This window comes from Mesorhizobium sp. YR577 (assembly GCF_900116595.1).
In the GTDB taxonomy this organism is placed as follows: Bacteria; Pseudomonadota; Alphaproteobacteria; order Rhizobiales; family Rhizobiaceae; genus Mesorhizobium_M.
Window position 1 is genome coordinate 39,059 of record NZ_FPBI01000014.1, and the last position, 18,254, is coordinate 57,312.

Genomic DNA, 18,254 nt, shown 5'->3' on the forward strand with positions numbered 1-18,254 from the left:
AGGATTCGTCATGTGGCACAGAATGGTATTGGCGGTGACTCTGGCAGCGCTCGTTGGCGGCTGCACGACGATGACGCCCGAACAGCGGCGGGCGGCGGACGAGGAAAAATGCCGTTCCTACGGCTTCACCAAGCGCAATGACGCCTTTGCAGAGTGCCTGCAAAGGCTCGATCTCGATCGCCGCGCAGCCCTCCGGCGCAGCACGGATTTCGACATGTGGGGACCGCCGATGATCATCTATCGCCCGGTGCCGGTAGCAGTGAAGCCCGGCTGAACAAACCCGTTTCAGGATATCGACTGACCGCGATGCGGCCGAGGATTTGACGGCCACTGCTTGACAGTATGTGCTGCGCGATTTAATTAACCTTTGGGTTAATTAAATGATTGGTTTATTCTAGAAATGACCACCGACCGCCTCAGCACCACTTTCGCAGCCCTCGCCGATCCGACACGGCGCGCCATCCTTGCCCGCCTGGCGCTCGGCGAAACCTCGGTGACGGAGCTTGCCGAGCCGTTTCAGATGAGCCTGCCTGCCGTCTCCAAGCATCTGAAGGTGCTGGAGCGGGCAGGGCTCATTGCGCGCGGCCGTGAGGCGCAGTGGCGCCCCTGCCGGCTCGAGGCCGGGCCGTTGCAGGACATTGCCGGCTGGGTCGAAGAATACCGCCGGTTCTGGGAGGGCAGTTTCGACCGGCTTGATGCTTATCTGCAGACAATCCAGAAGGGAGAGGGAAATGACACAAGCAACTAGCTTGAAGGAAAAGCCCGGCCACGAGCTTCTCATCACCCGTGTTTTCGATGCGCCCCGCAGCCTGGTCTACCGCGTGTGGACGACGCCGGAACATCTCTTTCGCTGGTGGGGTCCGAAGGATTTTACCGCACCCTCCATCGCCATGGATTTCCGCCCTGGTGGTGCCTATCGCGCAACCATCCGCTCGCCGGAAGGCAACGACCACATCATGGCCGGCGTCTACCAGGAAATCGTCGAGGCGGAGCGCATCGTCTTCACCTTCGCCTGGGAGACGGATGGCGAGCGCGGGCTGGAAACGATAATCACCGTCACCTTCGCCGACCAGGGCGGCAAGACGAAGCTGACCTTCCATCAGGCACCTTTCGATACGGTCGAAAACCGCGATTCCCACAACGAGGGTTGGGGTCAGTGCCTGGATCGTCTGGCGGCCTACCTGTCGGTCGGCGATCACGCCGGGTTGCTGTAGAGGAGCATGACCATGCAAGTGCACAAGACCGTCTCCCGCGAGGAATGGCTCGCGGCCCGCAAGGCGCATCTCGCCCGCGAAAAGGAACTGACCCGGCTGCACGACGAAGTGGCAGCGGAGCGCCGCGCACTGCCGTGGGTCAAGGTGGAGAAGGACTATCGCTTCGACACGCCGTCGGGGCAGGTCTCGCTCGCCGATCTGTTCGAAGGGCGCAACCAGCTCGTCGTCTATCATTTCATGCTGACGCCGGGCTCGGACCATATCTGCGAAGGCTGCGCCTTCGTCTCGGACCATGTCGATGCCGCCCGAACGCATTTCGAGCACAACGATCTATCGTTCGTCGCCGTGTCGCGCGTTCCGCTGTCGCGCATCGAAGCGGTGCGCAAGCGCATGGGCTGGAAATTCCGCTGGGCTTCATCCGCCGGCAGCAGCTTCAACTTCGACTATGGCGTCTCCTTCACCAAGGAGCAGGTTGCCAGCGGCAATGTCGGCTACAACTACGGCACCACCTCGCTCGCGCATGACGATCTGCACGGCCTGAGCGTCTTCTATCGCAACGGCGACGAGGTGTTTCACACCTACTCGACCTATGCCCGCGGCGTGGACGTGCTTCTGGGCGCCCACAACTATCTCGACCTGACGCCGAAGGGCCGCAACGAAAAGGGCACCATGGATTGGGTGCGGCTACACGACGAATACGAGGATCGTCCCGCCGCGCATGCCTGCTGCGCCTGAATTCGGAGATAGTTCAATGAAAAAGACCTATCACGGCAGCTGCCATTGCGGCGCTGTCCGCTTCGAATGCGATATCGACCTGGCCGACGGCACCAGCAAATGCAACTGCTCTGTCTGCCGTAAAGCCCGCTTCTGGAAGGCCATCGCCACCGGCGGCAATTTCCGGCTCGTTCAGGGCGTCGATGCGCTGTCCGACTATACTTTCAGCGATGGATCGAAAAATCCGTCAGGACAGCCCATCCATCATTTCTTCTGCAGCACATGCGGGGTGAAGACATTCGGACGCGGTCATATGGAAGCGCTTGGCGGCGAATTTCACGCCGTCAATGTCGCCTGCCTGGATGATGCCACCGATGAGGAACTGGCCGCCGCACCCGTCGAGTATCAGGACGGTCGAGCGGACCATTGGGAGCGCCCGCCAGTGGTGGCAGGCTATCTCTAGCCAGTCGGGCCGAAGCAGCGAGGCGCTGTTCGGCCTGGATCGTTACGACTGAACTTCGGTCTTGCGGGAGAACTGCCCGGCCGCGCGATAGCTCCAGAGATAGGTCGGCAGTATCGAGGCCGTCGATTGCGGCGCGATGCCGAGGCCGGCAAAGGTACGCGCCTCGTTTTCCGCCGCGGTCGAGACGACGTTGTCGTGCTGAAGCAATATCACCTGGTCGGTTGTCAGCAGCTTGAACTTGCCCGGCAGCGCGCCGAGGATTGCGCCCTGCAGCTTAGCCAGCCACCACGGCATCGGCACGAGGATGCGCTCGCGGTCGACCACGTCCAGCATTTCCTCCATGCACTCCTTGAAGGTCAGCACATTCGGCCCGCCGAGTTCGTAGACCTTGCCGCCCTCGACCTTGCCGTCCACCGACCGTGCGATCGCTTCCGCGACATCGCCGACATAGGCGGGCTGGAAACGCGTCTCCGCTCCGATCAGCGGCAGCACCGGCGAAATCCGCGCCATGGCTGCGAAGCGGTTGAAGAACCCATCCTCCGGACCGAACATGATCGACGGGCGGAAGATGACGGCATTGCCAATCGTCTCCATGACGGCCTTTTCGCCGAGCGCCTTGGTGCGGGCATAGCTGGAAGGAGAGGCCGCGTCGGCACCGAGCGCCGACATATGGGTCAGGCCGGCGCCGATCGAGCGCGCGGCTTCGGCGACGGCGCGCGCACCGAATTCCTGGACGGTGGCGAATTTCTGTCGGCCGGATTCGGCGAGGATGCCGACGAGATTGATGACATGGTCCGATCCCTGCACGGCCCGGTCGATCGACCAGCGCACGCGCAGATTGGCCTGAACCACCTGGATCTGGCCAACATTGCCGAGCGGCTGGAGATGTCCGGCAAGCTCCGGCCGGCGGCAGGCGACGCGCACGCGGTAGCCGCGCTTGGCCAGCGCCCGAACCACATGGCGGCCGACAAAACCGGACCCGCCGAAAACGGTCACGAGTTTCGGGGTTTGCAGGATTTCTGTCATGACTGGCTCCGCGTCGTTACGGTCGTTTCTTAGTCCGTTTTGGCGCAAAGGCAAAGAGCGAAGCGCGCGACTTTTCTGCCGCATCCCAAGCCCTGATCCCGAATAGCAAAAACCCCGCCGGATCGCTCCGACGGGGACTGTATCAGCATTATGAAAAAATCTTAGAACTGGCGGCCGAGCTTGGCGTCCACCGAATGGCGGTTGCCGCCGCGGATGAGGAAGAAGAACAGGATCGCGGCCCAGAGGATCGACTTTTCCGCGCCCGAATAGCCCTGGCCCATGGTGATCCAGTGGAACCAGACCGTGACCAGCAGAACGAAGGTCGTCGCTGCGGCTGCCGGGCGGGTCAACAGGCCGAGCGCCAGCAGGATGCCGCCGAAGAATTCGGTGGCCGACAGAAGCGGTGACCAGAAGGCGCCGGGATAGAAGCCCAATCCCTCGACCATTTCGATGGCACCAAACGGGTTGACGATCTTGCCGGCGCCGTGGGTGACCAGCGCAAGCCCGGCAACGACGCGCAGCAGCGTCTCGGCACCATCATGCAGGCTGGCATAGAGGCCGCGCAGGGCCGGAATGATCAGTCGGGTGCCGGCGGCGTTGTTCGTCGTCGTGTCGGTCAAGGTCGTCTCCTGTGTTGCGGTGCACAAACATGTCAGACCGTCGATCACGGTCAAATCAACAAGGATTGAGAAATAGTTGAATAAAGGAGTCAAGTTTATTTTCGGGAACCGGCTGCCGCTTTCTCCGTTGACTGGGTGGATGGCGTTTTCGCCGCCACAAAATCAAACAAAAACAAGGAGATTCTGATGAATTGGAATCAGGTCGAAGGAAATTGGGAACAGTTCAAGGGCAAGGTCCAGCAGCAGTGGGGCAAGCTGACGAATGACGATCTCGACGTCATCGAAGGCAAGCGCAAGGAACTCGCCGGCCGCCTTCAGGAGCGCTACGGCACGGCTTCCGATGCTGCCGAGAAGGATATCGATGACTGGCTTGCCCGCCACTGAGCTTGGGTAAGTATCCCGAAAAACCCCGCTTCGTGCGGGGTTTTTCATGTCAGCAACGGCTTCTGCTCAATTCCAGCCGGGCAATCTCGCATCCATTTCGCTGCACAGGCCGGCCTTGACCTTGTCCAGCCGGAAAACCCTGTCTTCGCTTGAGAAATCGCGAAATTCGGCTGGTTGGCTCCTGTCGTAGGATCGCCACCCCGCGAGGCTGTCGGGAAAGTAGAGCATTATCGCCTTGCCATCCCTCAGATCGACCGGAAAGTCGCCGCCTTCTTCCGCCGACGAGCCATCGGCACTCGTCATGGCGTGGCAGTCAAGGCCGCTCGGGCCCCTGAAAGCCTCGATCAGCGGCTTGTCCTGGATGTCGAGATTGGCGCGTTCCTGCCAGTCGCAGCCGCCGACGATATAGTGCGTCCCGCTTTTGCTGCTGATGCGGATGCGTATGATCGCGCCATTGCCGTCGCTGAATTCGCGCAGCGACAGAAGTACCGCCTGCGTTGCCTGCATCGGATGCTGTGCCAGATGCGCCTTGTCGTAGACCCGCTCGTAGCAGGCGCTGCCCTTGCCCTTGGCGAGCAGATCGGAAAGCGGGTCTGCCGAGACAGGCATCGCCAGCACCATCATGATAGGCAGGACAATTGCTGGAGACAGAGTCCTCATGGCGCGCTCCCGCTGGGGAGAAGAACGATATGCCTGAAGCCATCGTTCGGCAAATCAGCCGGCGATGCGATCGTAGAGCGGTTTGGGTATAGAGATGCCCTCGCGCTCGGCCTTCTTGCGGGCGATGCTCTTGGCCGGTCCCGGAATATGCACGCCATACTCGCCGGAAAGCCGTTCCGTCTGGCTGGCCATGCGCGTCGAAAACGTGGGATCGATAAGCTTGGGCTCGATTGCCAGCACGAACAGACCTGCGCCCGGCGTCTGCGAGCCCGAGGTGAAATGCGGGGCGTCGAGCGACCAGTTCGCGCCGGAAAGGCCGGCGGCCAGCACCTCGACCATGAGCGCGATGTTTGCGCCGCGCCCGCCGCCATAGGCCAGCAGCGCGCCCTTCACCGCAGCCTTCGCGTCCGTCGTCGGCCGGCCCTCAGCGTCGATCGCCCAGCCTTCGGGAATGCTTTTGCCCTCATGCGCTGCCTTGCGGATGTTGACGAAGGCGGTGGCGCTGGAGGCCTGGTCGATGATCAGCGGCGGGCCGTCTTCGATGGGAGCCGCGAAGGCCAGCGGGTTGGTGCAATAGACCGGTTTGGTCGAACCCGAGCCGGCGAGCAGCGCCGGGCCGTTGGTCGCGGCAAGGCCGACCAGCCCTTTCTCCGCCAGCCGCCTGACGAAATAGCCGAGCGCGCCGGCGGTGAAGGCATTCTTCTGCGAGAAGATCGCCACGCCGAAATCGCGCGCAGTCTTCACGAGATCGTCGAAGGCGACATCGAAGCCCAGATGCGCCGAACCGCCCTTGGCGTCCGAAGCGATGACCGCGCCGGTAGGCCGCGTGACTTCTGGCAGCGCCTTGCCATCGATCCGCCCGGCCTCCAGCGCCTCGAGATAATCGACGAAGTGAGCAAGACCGACCGACGGCTGTCCCTCGGCCTCGGCATCGACCACGGATCGGGCCAGCGCGGCGGCTGTCTCCGAGCGAGCACCGGCGCGACGCGCTGCATCCTCGCAAAGCCGCAGCCCCTGTTCGAGGCTGAGTGTGATCGTTTTCGCCATGTCTATCCTACCCGCGTCGGTATTCGTGCTTCCAGCCGGCGGAAAATGAACACGATTATCCCGGTAATGCAAAGATAGATCAGCGCCAGAAGCAACAGCGGTTCATAGACGATATAGGTGTCCTGCCGCACCCGCGAGGCAACCGCATAGATGTCCACAACGGTGATCGTTGCCACCAGCGGCGTGGCCTTCAAGAGCAGCACGCTTTCCCCGCCGAGCGTCGGCAGTGCGCGCTGCACCGCCTGCGGAAACCAGATGCGCCAGAAAATTTTCCAGCGCCGCATGCCATAGGCGCGCGCCGCCTCGAGTTGGCCGTGCGGCACGCCGGCAAACGCGCCGCGCATTACCTCACCGACATAGCCGCCAGTCGAGAGCGTCAGAGCCAAAACGGCATAGGGCCATGCCTGCCGCAGATAGGGCCACAGCCAGGATTGGCGAATTGCCGGAAACTGCGGAAACAGCGACCCCAGCCCGTAATAGAGCAGCCAGAGCTGCAGCAGCAACGGCGTGCCCCGGATGACGGTGCAGAAGGCATTGGCCGGCCAGGCCAGCCACCACGGGCCGACCGCCTGCGCAACGCCGAGCGGAACCGCCAGCAGGAAACCGAGCACGGCGGTGACAAGCATGATCCAGATCGTTCGCCAGATGCCTTGCAGGGCCAGGTCGTAATAGTTGGGAATCCAGTCCCAGCGCATGAAATAGACGGCTGAGCCGAACAGCGCCGCCCCAACCGCGATCAGGCCGATGCGGTGTGGCTGCAGCCAGCCCAGCGCGCGCTGCGTTCGCGTCGTGTTGACGAGATCGATCGACATCAGCGCCCCTCCGCGATCGAGGGCATGCCGCGCCGCGACCATCGCTCTATGCGCGCAATGATGACGTTGGAAAACAGCGTCAGCAGCAGGTAAAGCACGCCAGCCGCGAGGAAGAAGGTGAAATAGGCCTTGGTCGTGCCCGCCGCCTGCCGCGTCTCCAGCGTCAATTCGTTGAAGCCGACGACGGCCAGAAGGGCGGTGTCCTTGGTCGCGATCAGCCATAGATTGGCAAGGCCCGGAATGGCGAAGGGCAGCATCGCTGGCAGGGTGATGCGCCGCATCAGCAGTGCGGGCGACATGCCATAGGCGCGCGCCGCCTCGATCTGGCCTTGTGGAACGGAGAGGATCGCCCCGCGCAGCACTTCGGTCGCATAGGCGCCCTGCACGAAGCCGAGCACGGCGATGCCGGCGACAAGCCCGTTGATGTCGATGCGGGCATAGCCGAGCCCTTCCAGCGCGCGATTTATGAGATCGGCGCCGGCGTAATAGAGCAGCAGGATCAGCACCAGCTCCGGCACGGCGCGCACGACGGTCGTGTAGACTTCCATCAGGTCGCGGATGATCGGCCCGCCATACAGCTTGCCATAGGCGCCTGCCGTGCCGATCAGCAGGCCGAGCCCGAAAGCACCGAGCGCGATCTGGACGGAGTTGGCCAGACCGCGCAGCAGGTTCCCGCCCCAGCCCGGTGGGGCTGGAGACAGGAGTTCGATTGCTCCAAGCTGGAGAAGCGGGGAGAAGAGGTGGTCGAGGCTCACGGCCCGATCGATCGCTTACTCGCCGTAGATGTTGAAATCGAAGTATTTCTTTGCAATCTCGTCATACTTGCCGTTGGCGCGGATGCCCTTGATCGCGGCGTTGATCTTCTCCTTCAACTCGGTGTCTTCCTTGCGCAGGCCGACACCGACGCCCGGTCCGAGCACTTCGAGGTCGTCTGCCACCGTGCCCTTCATGTCGCAGCATTCCTTGCCCTGATCGGTTTTCAGGAAGTCGTTCAGCGCGATGGAATCGGCCTGAACCGCATCGATGCGGCCGGCTGCCAGATCGGCATTGGCCTCGTCCTGCGTCTGGTAGATCTTGATCTCGGCTGCCGTCGGGCCGAAATGCTTCTTGGCGTAGACCTCATGCACGGTCGACACCTGCACGCCGATGATCTTGCCTTTCAGCCCCTCGGGCGAAGCATCGAATGTCTCGCTCTTCGGACCGATGATGCCGGTGGGCGTATTGTAGTATTTGTCGGAGAAGGCGATCGTCTTTTCGCGCTCGGCGGTGATCGACATGGAGGCTGCGATCATGTCGATCTTCTTCGTCGTCAGCGCCGGAATGATGCCGTCCCAGGAGATCGGCGTGATCACGCATTCGAGCTTGGCTTCGGCGCACAGCGCCTCGGCGACCTGCACTTCCCAGCCATCCCATTTGCCGGAAGCATCAGGCGAGGCGAAGGGCGGATAGGGCTCGGCGGCGATGCCCACCTTCAGCGGTTCAGCGCTTGCGCCCACCGCGCCGGACAGGCCGAGCGCCAGGGCGGCGACAGCCAGTTTGAGACTTTTGATCATCTGAGACTCCCATTTTCGTTGAGCTGAGTGTTCCCTTGTTCCATTCCGCCTTCAGCCAATGTTGCGGATGAATTGTTTGAGCCGTTCGGATTTGGGCGCGCCGAAGATTTGTTCCGGCGGGCCTTCCTCCTCGACCAGTCCGTTGTAGAGGTAGATGACGTGGCTCGCGACTTCGCGGGCGAACTTCATCTCGTGAGTGACGAGGATCATGGTGCGTCCCTCATGCGCCAGATCGCCGATCACGCGCAGCACTTCGCCCACCAGTTCGGGGTCGAGCGCCGAAGTCGGCTCGTCGAACAGCATCACGCGCGGCTGGATGGCGAGCGCGCGGGCAATCGCGCCGCGCTGCTGCTGGCCGCCCGACAGGAAGGCCGGATAGACGTCGCGCTTCTCGGCAAGCCCGACGCGCGCCAGCAGCTTTTCTGCAGTGGCGATCGCTTCCTCGCGCTTGACGCCGAGCACATGCACCGGAACCTCGATGACGTTTTCGATCAGCGTCATATGGCTCCACAAATTGAAGCTCTGGAACACCATGCCGAGCTTGGAGCGGATGCGCTCGATCTGGCGGCGGTCAGCCGGCACGGTATTGCCGTGGCTGTCGGCCTTGAGACGGATTTCCTCGCCATTGACGCGGATGATGCCGCTGGTCGGGTTTTCCAGGCAGTTGATGCAGCGCAGAAGCGTCGACTTGCCCGAGCCGCTGCCGCCGATGATGGCCACGACATCTCCGTCGCGCGCCGACATCGACACGCCCTTCAGGACGTGAAGCTGGCCGAATTTCTTGTGCAGGTTTTCGATGTGGATGGCTTCGGCGGCACCGTCCGATGCCGTCTTCCGTGTCGTGAGTGATGCGCCGGCGGCGCTCATCCACGACCCTTTGAGGGACGTTTCACCTTCGCTCGTACGCTTGCCCCGCTACCCGTCATCGCGTCACGCAACCATGTTCCACGTCAGCATGGACCCGATCGAGCAGGCCCGTCAATCCCGCCCATTACGGCACTTGCGGCCTTGTTATGCAAGTGTATAAATACTCGAACGCCAGTCCAATTGTCATTTTTCAGCGCAAAGAGGCCTTCGTGAACGCTTTCGGCTCTCAGTCCATGGCGGCGCCGCTCCGGCGCGTGTTGATGCGCTCGGCTGCCAATGCCATGCGTGGTGCAGAGCGCGCTGCCTGGCATTACGGCCCGGGTTTTGATCCCGCAAAGGCAGCGGTCCAGCATGCCGCCCTTGCTGATCTGGTGGCTGCCTCGGGTGCTGCCGTCGAATGGATCGAGGACCGCGACGACGGCCTGTCGGACTCGGTCTTCACCCACGACCCGTCGCTGATGAGTGACCATGGCGCGATCATCCTTTCCATGGGCAAGGCACTGCGCAACGCCGAGCCGGCGCTTCATGAGCAGACATACACCCGTCTCGGCATTCCGATTCTCGGGCGCATCGAGGCGCCGGGTCAGGTCGAGGGTGGCGATTGCGTCTGGGTCGACGCCAGGACGCTTGCCGTCGGCCGCGGCGTTCGCACCAACCAGTCCGGCATCCAGCAGCTGGCCAATATGCTGTCGCCGCACGGCATCGAGGTCTATGGCTATGACCTGCCGCTCTGGCACGGCGAGGAAGCCTGCCTGCATCTGATGTCGGTGATCAGCCCGCTGGCCGACGATCTGGCGCTGGTCTACGCGCCGCTTCTGCCGGCGGCGTTCTATCAATTACTGAAGGCGCGCGGCATCACGCTCGTCCATGGCGATGCCGACGAGTTTCATGCCTCGAACGGGCTGAGCCTCAATGTGCTGCCGACCAGCCCGCGCGAGGTGATCGCGGTTGCTGGCTTCCCGAAGACCAAGGCTGCGATGGAAGCCGCCGGCTGCGTGGTCAAAACCTTCGAGGCCGATGCGCTGTGCATCGCCTGCGAGGGCGGGCCGACCTGCCTGACGCGCCCGATCCTGCGCCAATGAATACGCCCGGGCGTCGCAAGTTTCGCCGCGAGGGCGAAGAGCGGCGGCGCCAGGATCTGATCGAGGCGACGCTGGATTGCGTTGCCGAACGCGGGCTGCAAGGCGCTACGGTACGCGCCATCGCCCTGCGCGCCGGCGTGACCGGCGGGCTGATCCGTCACTATTTCCCCGGCAAGGAAGAGCTGCTGCAGGCTGCCTATGCGACCATTGTCGGGCGCATGACCGAGCAGGCGAAGGCAGCGCTGAGCCTTGAAGGCGCAGGGCCACGGCGCCGGCTTGCCGCCTTTGTCGAGGCCAATCTCGCCCCGCCGGTAGTCGATGCGCGGGTCTTCTCGCTCTGGGCCGGATTCATTGGCCGGGCCGTCTCCGATCCGGCGCTTTCGATAGCCCATCGCGAAGGCTATCTTGGCTTTCGCGACGAGGTGGAAGCGCTGGTGGCCGAGGTCCTCAAGGCTGCGGGGCGGAATGCCGACGCCGGCGCGTTGCGGCGTCACGCCATCGCCATCAACGGCATCATCGACGGCTTGTGGATCGAGGGCTGCCTGGCGGCCGATATGTTCGAGAACCGCGAACTGGCCGAAATCGGCATCACGACGGTCGAGGCGCTGCTCGGCCTGGATCTACGCGGAGGAGAAGCGGTATGACCACCGTAGGCGAGGCGCTGATTTCGCTGCTCGAGGCACATGGTGTCGACACGGTCTTCGGCATTCCGGGCGTCCACACGGTCGAGCTTTATCGCGGGCTTGCCGGCTCCAGCATCCGCCACATCACGCCGCGCCACGAGCAGGGCGCGGGCTTCATGGCCGATGGCTATGCCCGCGTCACCGGCAAGCCGGGCGTCGCCTTCGTCATCACCGGGCCGGGGCTGACCAACACCATCACCGCCATGGGGCAGGCGCGGGCAGATTCCATCCCCATGCTGGTCATCTCCGGGGTCAACGCGACGCCGACACTCGGCAAGGGCCTCGGTTATCTCCACGAAATGCCGGACCAGCGCGGCATGATGGAAAAACTGGCGCTGTTTTCACACCGGATCACAGATGCAAGCGAGTTGCCGGATGTTCTGGCGCGCGCCTTCGAACTGTTTGCGACCGGTCGACCTGGTCCGGTTCACATCGAGATTCCAACCAATGTGATGGTGCTGCCCGCCGGGAGCCTTTCGGCCCGGCCCATCGGTATCACCGCGCCGCGCACCGAGACGAGCGCCATGGTGGAAGCGGCCAGATTGGCCACCACGGCGAAGCGCCCGCTGATCCTCGCCGGCGGCGGCGCAAAGACTGCCGGAACGCAACTCCTGAAACTGGCCGAACTGCTCGACGCGCCGGTCGTCACCACGGCCAATGCGCGCGGGCTGCTGCACAAGCATCCGCTCGGCGTGCCGGCCAGCCCGAGCCTGAAAGCCATCCGCGCGTTGATGGCGGATGCCGATCTCGTCGTCGCCGTCGGCACCGAATTCGGCCCGACCGACTACGACATGTATGGCGACGGCGGCTTCTTGCTCCCCGCCAATCTGGTGCGCATCGATATCGACGAAGCGCAGCTTGGCCGCCGGCCCGCAACGATCGATATCAGGGCCGACAGCGCCTTGGCGCTCGAAGCGCTAGTCGGCCTCATCAAGGCCGACAGACGCAACGACCGCGACAGGGCATCGGGCGCCGCCCGCGCCACTGAGGCGCGGGACGCCGCGTGGCAGGAGATCGGCGCGGATATGCGCGGGCAGGTCGAGGTGGTGGAAACCATTCGCGATGCGCTGCCCGGCTCGATCATCGTCGGCGATTCCACCCAGCCGGTCTACGCCGCCAATCTCTACTATGACCACGACCGCCCCGCCGGCTGGTTCAATGCGGCAACCGGCTTCGGCGCGCTCGGCTATGGCCCGCCGGCAGCGATCGGCGCTGCACTTGCCCTGCCGGACGTGCCCGTCGTCTGCCTGTCAGGCGACGGCGGCTTCCAGTTCACGCTGTCGGAACTGGGGGCGGCATTGGATGCCAACGCGGTAGTGATCTTCGTCATCTGGAACAATCGCGGCTACCGCGAAATCGAAACCTCGATGCGCGATGTCGGCGTCGAGCCCGTCGGCGTGTCGCCGGCCCCACCGGATTTCTGCCGCCTTGCCGAAGCCTACGGCATCGCTGCCGAAAGGCTTGGTGATCTGTCCGGTCTTGCTGTCGCGATGAAGCGGGCGCGGGCAACGAAAAAGCCCTATCTGATCGAGATCACAGTGGCCTGATCCGCTACCGTTCAACCGAGATGGTCGGGCAGGCGGGCTCGCTGCCATCGGCGCCGACGTAACGATAGATGCGCAGCGGCGAGGATGGGTCCGTCGCGCATTCGCTCAGCCACTCCGGTGGACGGCCTTCGATCAGCGCCGAGGCGAAGGAATAGCCGTTCTCCAGCCATGCAAGGGGCTTTCCGCGCCAGGCGCAGATTGCGACGTGCGTTGCCTTTGCCTCATCGACAATTGCCCGGGGATTCTCTGTTTGCGGATCGAGAAAGCGGTAGGCGCGCTCGATGCCGGGACCGGAATTGTGGAAGGGTATGGCGACGATCGAAAGATTCGGGCTCGGCGAAAGCAGATGTATCCCCACGAGCGGGGAGGAGAGGACGTGCGACTGTGCCGGCCAGTCGAATTTCGGGGTAGCAATGAGATCGCAGCTATCGGCCAGTTGTGCAGCCGGCGCATCCGGTTCGGCTGGTTTTACCGTCAGATGGAACAGCAGCAGGGCCAGGGACAAAACCAGCCCCGGCGCCAGCAGGAGATATTTCTGAGATGGCGCGGCGTAGTTCCGCACCGTCATATAGGTCTCTATTTTCAGGCGCATCGGGAAGAAGGCGGCAAAGACCAGCGGCAGGCCCAGGCCGGCAAATAGCGGGACGTAGCGGAAGTATCGGAACCACACGACAGACTGGATGACGGCCAGGATGGAAAAGAGCGCGAGAATGATCAGCGAACGGTCGCGTACCTTCCCCACCCCGACGATCATGACTGGGGCCAGCGCGCCGATGAAGAAAATGAGTATGCTGGCAATGCCGCTGGAAAGGACGAAATTGCGCCGCGTCAGCAGCGATTTCTCCTGTCCGATCCAGTTGAGCCAGTTGTCGCGGGCATAGTCGCTGAGCACCGCATAGGGTCCATTGAGGCATTGCGGAAACAGCCCGATCGTGACGACGAGGCTCGCCGCCCCGAGACCCGCCAGCAGGCCCGCGCGCAGCATCCACCCGCCGCGCTCTCGTAATAGCAGCGGCAACACGATGAATGAACCGCCGGCGCAGGCCAGAGCAAGCAGATGGGGCGCGGAGTAGCTGTCGCAGCGGGCGACGGCATAGGTTCCGAACGGCACGATTGCGAAGAAGAGGACGACCGCGCCTGCGCTCAGCGTCGCGCCGAACGACGCCAGACGCATCGCGCCGTCACGTGCCGAAAAGATGAAATCATATGCATAGACAGCCATTACGAGGGCAAAGAAGGCTGCAAATTCCGTGCTTATCGCCAGAGCGAGCGCCGCTATCGCGCCATTGGCTGCGGCAGCACTGCGGCGCTCCGACATCAGCAGCGCGACCGCCGCCAGAAGCAGCAGCATCTCGAGATTATGGTAGTCGATGCGGCCCGGTTCGAACTCGAAAAAGCTGCGAACCGCAAAGAGGACGGCCAGGGGCAGCGCGGCGGCGGGGGTCTGGAAACCGATGGCTGCCAGTATGTGGTAGAAGAAGTACAGCGCCGGCAGGAGCATCGCGAGAGGAACGGCGAAGCTCGCGACCGACAGCGCCTGCTCCAGGCCGATGAAAGGCCTCAGCAGCCAGGTGACCAGCGCATAGGGCAGGTCGACGATCCACGGCCAGTGGGTGACGAACGGCTCGGGCTGGAGAATGTTCGGAAGCGTTCTGTCGTAGATATTTCCCGTTTCGACGAGGAACCGGATTTCATGCAGCTTAAGGAGATCGTCGACATCGCCATTGAGGTTGGCGCCCATCCACCACAGAAACGTGCACAGCAGCGCCAGCACGATCCAGGTGCAGACCACCGGATATTGGGCGTAGCCGGTACGCAGCCAGCTCGCTTGCAGGCCGGAAGCTCGATCGGAATTCTGAACCGCCACGCGAAGCCCCCCGCTTCACCGCATAGTCATGGTGCAGTCATAGCGCGCGGACCTTGCTGTCCGGTAAATGCGGAGCGGGCCGGCTGACCCCGGCGTTTCGCCTCGACCGTCAGTGAAGGTCGAGCATCTCCTTGGGCGGAGCAATCGTCACGGACCAGTCCGTTGGCCGTTCGATCATGCGGTGCACGCGCGGCGGCTCGGCCCCGCTGTGCAGCTTCCTGACGCGCTCGCCGATGATGGCGTCGGCATGGGTTATGCGCTGGTTGTGCCGTACGTATTCGACCCAGGTCGGCGTGTGATAGGTTTCCATCCACAGTTCCGGGTTTTCCAGGTCGCGCGCCAGCGTCCATTGCCTGGCCCCGTCGCGGCGACGCACCCGCCGGCGCTCGGCCATCGCGTCGAGGAATTCGGCGGTGTCATCCAGCCTGATGACATATTCGATCATGATGACGATCGGGCCGCTGCGCGGCTTCACGTCCAGCGCCAGATGCGGCTCCTTCCAGCGGTTGAGCGGATCGAGATTGAGCGACGTCTGCTCCGGCAGCGTGAACCATTTCAGCCCGAGTGCAGCACCCGCGATCATCAAGGCCGCCGATGCGAGCAGCGCCTCACCCGCGCCGTGATTCTCGGCGATCACGCCCCAGATCCAGCTTCCCAGCGCCATGCCGCCGAAGGTCGCCGTCTGGTAGAGCGAGAGCGCGCGCCCGACCACCCAGCGCGGCGTCGACATCTGCACGGTGACGTTGAACAGTGAAAGCGAGATCACCCAGCTTGCCCCGCCGATCAGCAGTGCCGCGCAGGTAAGCCAGGCCATCTGGCTCAGCGCTGCAACCGTCGCGCAGATGGCAAAACCCATGAAGCCGAGGCGCACGATCCATTCGCTGGTCAGTTTCTGCCGCAGCCATGCGTTGATCAGCGCGCCGCCGACTGCGCCGATGCCGAAGGCACCCAGCAGGACGCCGTAGAGCAGGGGGCCGCCCTGCACGATGTCGCGCGCGACCAGCGGCAGCAGGGCCAGCACCGAGATCGCGGTGAAGCCAAAGACGAAGCCGCGCAGCAGCACCTTTTCAATATTGGGCGACATGGCGACATAGCGCAGGCCGGCCGTCATCGCGATGCCAAGGGTCTCGCGCGGCAGCGTGCTGGGGGTCTCCTTCTGCTTCCAGCGCGACAGCACGAAGAGCAGCGGCAGGTAGCTGACCGCGTTCACGGCAAACGCTGCCGCCGCACCTGCGGCAGCGACGATGATGCCGCCGATGGCCGGGCCGACGCTACGGGTCAGGTTGAAGCCCATGCTGTTGACGGACACGGCCGCGGGCAGGTCGCTGCGCGGTACCATGTCGCCGACGGAAGCCTGCCATGACGGATTGTTGAGTGCCGTGCCGCAGCCGAGCAGGAAGGTGAAGGAAAGGAGCAGCCAGGGTGTCAGGAAGCCGAAATATGCGGCCAGCGTCAACGCGATGGAAACCGCGAACATGAAGGCCTGGGCGGTAAGCATCACCTTGCGCCGGTTGTAGTTGTCGGCAATTGCGCCCGAGGCCAGCGAAAACAGCATGATCGGCAGTGCGGTCGAGGCCTGAACCAGCGCCACCATATCGGCCGAGTTCGAAATGGCGGTCATCATCCAGGCTGCGCCGACGCTTTGGATCAGCCCACCGAAGTTCGATGCCAGGCTGGCAAACCATACAGACCGGAAGATGCCGTGCTTGAAGGGCGCCAGGGCGGAGGTCCGGTCGGGCGCTGGCTGGTCGTTCATGTCTGGCTGCGGCGCGTCTGTCATGTGAGTCGTTTATGCCGCGCAAACCCTAAAGCAACAAGCACAGCGAAGAAATCCATTCCGCTTGGGCCAAAGAAAAACCCCGCCGGATTGCTCCGGCGGGGTTTTGTTCACAAACAGTCAGGGGCGAGTATTACTCGTCCTTGCCGCCGCGGTTCTTCAGGGCAGCGCCCAGGATGTCGCCGAGCGAAGCGCCGGAGTCGGTCGAGCCGTACTGGGCAACCGCTTCCTTCTCTTCGGCGATTTCCAGCGCCTTGATGGAGACCTGGATCTTGCGGGTCTTCTTGTCGAAGGCGATGACGCGCGCATCGACCTTCTGGCCGACGGTGAAGCGCTCGGGGCGCTGCTCGTCACGGTCGCGCGACAGGTCGTTGCGCTTGATGAAGGTCTCGACATCGTGGTCGACGAGCCGGACTTCCAGGCCGCCGTCCTTGACGCCGATGACTTCGCAGGTCACGACCGCGTTCTTGCGCAGTTCACCCGAAGTCGCGGCTTCGCCGACAGCATCACGCGAAAGCTGCTTGATGCCGAGCGAGATGCGCTCCTTGTCCTGATCGACGTCGAGCACCTGCGCCTTGACGATGTCGCCACGGTTGTACTCTTCGATGACCTGCTCGCCCGGACGGTTCCAGTCGAGGTCGGACAGGTGGACCATGCCGTCCACGTCGCCTTCCAGGCCGATGAACAGGCCGAACTCGGTCTTGTTCTTGACCTCGCCCTCGACGACAGCGCCGACCGGATGGTTGCGTGCGAACGCTTCCCACGGATTCTCGAGCGTCTGCTTGAGGCCGAGCGAAATGCGGCGCTTGGCCGGATCGACCTCGAGCACGACAACGTCGACTTCCTGCGTGGTCGAGAGGATCTTGCCGGGGTGCACGTTCTTCTTCGTCCACGACATTTCCGAAACGTGGATAAGGCCCTCGATGCCCGGCTCCAGCTCCACGAAGGCGCCGTAGTCGGTGATGTTGGTGACCGTGCCGGTGATCTTCTTGCCGATCGGGAACTTGGTGCCGATCTCGCTCCACGGATCGCTCTCGAGCTGCTTCATGCCGAGCGAGATACGGTGGGTTTCCTGGTTGATGCGGATGATCTGCACCTTGACCGTCTGACCGATGTTGAGGATTTCGGTCGGATGGTTGACGCGGCGCCATGCCATGTCGGTGACATGCAGCAGGCCGTCGATGCCGCCGAGGTCGACGAACGCACCGTAATCGGTGATGTTCTTGACGACGCCTTCGACAACCTGGCCTTCTTCGAGGTTCTGCACGATTTCCGAACGCTGTTCTGCACGGCTCTCTTCAAGCACGGTGCGGCGCGAAACCACGATGTTGCCGCGACGGCGATCCATCTTCAGGATCTCGAAGGGCTGCGGGTTGTGCATCAGCGGGGAAACGTCGCGGATCGGGCGGATATCGACCTGGCTGCGCGGCAGGAACGCCACGGCGCCGTCGAGATCGACCGTGAAGCCGCCCTTGACCTGGTTGAAGATGACGCCTTCGACGCGCTCACCCTTGTTGAATTTCTCTTCGAGCTTGACCCAGCTCTCTTCGCGGCGAGCCTTGTCGCGTGACAGCATGGCTTCGCCCAGCGCGTTTTCGATGCGCTCGACATAGACCTCGACGGTGTCGCCCACCTTGAGCTGGCCGTCCTTGGCCTTGGCGCCGAATTCCTTCAGCGGCACGCGGCCTTCGACCTTGAGGCCGACGTCGATGATGGCCATGTCTTTTTCGATGGCCGTGATGATGCCGCGAACAACCTGGCCTTCACCCGAGTGGCCGTCGGAAAACGACTCTTCGAGAAGGCTGGCGAAATCGTCGCGGGTTGGATTGGAAGCTGACATTGTTTCTCCTGGAAGGCTCTCGCATCTGCGGAGCCGGCGCCTTGGTTCGTGTTGCGTTTGGCCTGTTCAGCATTCCGGGCAAATGCCCTGGTGCCGCT

General features: G+C 63.2%; 20 protein-coding genes. 9 read left to right on the plus strand and 11 right to left on the minus strand.

All coding sequences use genetic code 11. From position 1 onward, the window contains the following. Nucleotides 1-10 precede the first annotated feature (10 nt). The 5 genes from BM413_RS20280 to BM413_RS20300 all read left to right on the plus strand — a co-directional run bounded on the left by BM413_RS20280 (nt 11) and on the right by BM413_RS20300 (nt 2,391). A complete protein-coding gene (locus tag BM413_RS20280; protein WP_091916369.1) occupies nt 11-274 on the plus strand; it encodes a hypothetical protein in 264 nt (87 codons plus the stop codon). A gap of 126 nt (nt 275-400) precedes the next feature. Continuing rightward, nucleotides 401-748: an ArsR/SmtB family transcription factor gene (locus tag BM413_RS20285; protein ID WP_091916370.1), complete on the plus strand. Its 348-nt coding sequence runs from the start codon at nt 401-403 to the stop codon at nt 746-748. Further along, nucleotides 732-1,214: an SRPBCC domain-containing protein gene (locus tag BM413_RS20290; RefSeq protein WP_091916371.1), complete on the plus strand. Its 483-nt coding sequence runs from the start codon at nt 732-734 to the stop codon at nt 1,212-1,214. Before BM413_RS20285 ends, BM413_RS20290 begins: the two co-directional genes overlap by 17 nt. A 12-nt stretch (nt 1,215-1,226) precedes the next feature. Next, entirely contained in the window at nt 1,227-1,949 is a 723-nt protein-coding gene (locus BM413_RS20295) for a DUF899 domain-containing protein (RefSeq protein WP_210188946.1), read from the plus strand. Between the two features lie 16 nt (nt 1,950-1,965). Next, nucleotides 1,966-2,391 (plus strand): GFA family protein, encoded by a 426-nt coding sequence (locus tag BM413_RS20300; RefSeq protein ID WP_091916373.1) that lies wholly within the window; start codon nt 1,966-1,968, stop codon nt 2,389-2,391. A 42-nt stretch (nt 2,392-2,433) separates the two neighbouring features. Here BM413_RS20300 and BM413_RS20305 read toward each other — a convergent pair whose 3' ends face one another. Together BM413_RS20305 and BM413_RS20310 are read right to left on the minus strand one after the other, a co-directional pair. Beyond that, a complete protein-coding gene (locus tag BM413_RS20305) occupies nt 2,434-3,417 on the minus strand; it encodes a complex I NDUFA9 subunit family protein (RefSeq protein WP_091916378.1) in 984 nt (327 codons plus the stop codon). Between the two features lie 161 nt (nt 3,418-3,578). Continuing rightward, entirely contained in the window at nt 3,579-4,037 is a 459-nt protein-coding gene (locus BM413_RS20310; protein ID WP_091916379.1) for a DoxX family protein, read from the minus strand. 186 nt (nt 4,038-4,223) lie between these two features. Here BM413_RS20310 and BM413_RS20315 point away from each other — a divergent pair, with 186 nt between their 5' ends. Beyond that, on the plus strand, nt 4,224-4,421 hold the full coding sequence (locus BM413_RS20315) for a CsbD family protein (protein WP_091916592.1): 198 nt from the start codon (nt 4,224-4,226) through the stop codon (nt 4,419-4,421). A gap of 66 nt (nt 4,422-4,487) precedes the next feature. On the opposite strand, the gene BM413_RS20320 is transcribed toward BM413_RS20315, so the two are convergent. The 6 genes from BM413_RS20320 to BM413_RS20345 all read right to left on the minus strand — a co-directional run bounded on the left by BM413_RS20320 (nt 4,488) and on the right by BM413_RS20345 (nt 9,360). Beyond that, a complete protein-coding gene (locus BM413_RS20320; protein ID WP_139238622.1) occupies nt 4,488-5,081 on the minus strand; it encodes a hypothetical protein in 594 nt (197 codons plus the stop codon). A gap of 54 nt (nt 5,082-5,135) precedes the next feature. Beyond that, nucleotides 5,136-6,128 (minus strand): Ldh family oxidoreductase, encoded by a 993-nt coding sequence (locus BM413_RS20325; protein ID WP_091916381.1) that lies wholly within the window; start codon nt 6,126-6,128, stop codon nt 5,136-5,138. A gap of 2 nt (nt 6,129-6,130) precedes the next feature. After that, nucleotides 6,131-6,940 carry an ABC transporter permease gene (locus BM413_RS20330; RefSeq protein WP_091916596.1) on the minus strand — a complete coding sequence of 270 codons (810 nt, stop codon included), beginning with the start codon at nt 6,938-6,940 and terminating at the stop codon, nt 6,131-6,133. Continuing rightward, nucleotides 6,940-7,605: an ABC transporter permease gene (locus tag BM413_RS20335; RefSeq protein WP_197716922.1), complete on the minus strand. Its 666-nt coding sequence runs from the start codon at nt 7,603-7,605 to the stop codon at nt 6,940-6,942. The genes BM413_RS20330 and BM413_RS20335 overlap by 1 nt, the downstream gene beginning before the upstream one ends. Nucleotides 7,606-7,710: 105 nt before the next feature. Continuing rightward, the gene (locus tag BM413_RS20340) at nt 7,711-8,493 is read right to left on the minus strand and encodes a transporter substrate-binding domain-containing protein (protein WP_091916382.1); all 783 of its coding nucleotides are present in this window, start codon (nt 8,491-8,493) and stop codon (nt 7,711-7,713) included. A gap of 51 nt (nt 8,494-8,544) precedes the next feature. Further along, nucleotides 8,545-9,360 carry an ABC transporter ATP-binding protein gene (locus BM413_RS20345; protein ID WP_091916383.1) on the minus strand — a complete coding sequence of 272 codons (816 nt, stop codon included), beginning with the start codon at nt 9,358-9,360 and terminating at the stop codon, nt 8,545-8,547. Between the two features lie 209 nt (nt 9,361-9,569). Between BM413_RS20345 and BM413_RS20350 the strand changes: the two genes are divergently transcribed. The 3 genes from BM413_RS20350 to BM413_RS20360 are packed head-to-tail and all read left to right on the plus strand — an operon-like array spanning nt 9,570 to nt 12,672. Then, nucleotides 9,570-10,442 carry a dimethylarginine dimethylaminohydrolase family protein gene (locus BM413_RS20350; protein ID WP_091916598.1) on the plus strand — a complete coding sequence of 291 codons (873 nt, stop codon included), beginning with the start codon at nt 9,570-9,572 and terminating at the stop codon, nt 10,440-10,442. Then, complete coding sequence (locus BM413_RS20355; protein ID WP_175544376.1) at nt 10,439-11,086, plus strand: TetR family transcriptional regulator C-terminal domain-containing protein; 648 nt, start codon at nt 10,439-10,441, stop codon at nt 11,084-11,086. The genes BM413_RS20350 and BM413_RS20355 overlap by 4 nt, the downstream gene beginning before the upstream one ends. Further along, complete coding sequence (locus BM413_RS20360; protein WP_091916384.1) at nt 11,083-12,672, plus strand: 5-guanidino-2-oxopentanoate decarboxylase; 1,590 nt, start codon at nt 11,083-11,085, stop codon at nt 12,670-12,672. The genes BM413_RS20355 and BM413_RS20360 overlap by 4 nt, the downstream gene beginning before the upstream one ends. A gap of 4 nt (nt 12,673-12,676) precedes the next feature. On the opposite strand, the gene BM413_RS20365 is transcribed toward BM413_RS20360, so the two are convergent. The 3 genes from BM413_RS20365 to rpsA all read right to left on the minus strand — a co-directional run bounded on the left by BM413_RS20365 (nt 12,677) and on the right by rpsA (nt 18,156). After that, nucleotides 12,677-14,539 (minus strand): hypothetical protein, encoded by a 1,863-nt coding sequence (locus BM413_RS20365; RefSeq protein ID WP_091916385.1) that lies wholly within the window; start codon nt 14,537-14,539, stop codon nt 12,677-12,679. A gap of 109 nt (nt 14,540-14,648) precedes the next feature. Beyond that, complete coding sequence (locus BM413_RS20370) at nt 14,649-16,295, minus strand: MFS transporter (protein ID WP_091916602.1); 1,647 nt, start codon at nt 16,293-16,295, stop codon at nt 14,649-14,651. Nucleotides 16,296-16,449: 154 nt separating this feature from the next. Then, nucleotides 16,450-18,156, minus strand: a complete 1,707-nt coding sequence (rpsA, locus tag BM413_RS20375; RefSeq protein WP_091916387.1) for a 30S ribosomal protein S1 — start codon at nt 18,154-18,156, stop codon at nt 16,450-16,452. Nucleotides 18,157-18,254 lie beyond the last annotated feature (98 nt).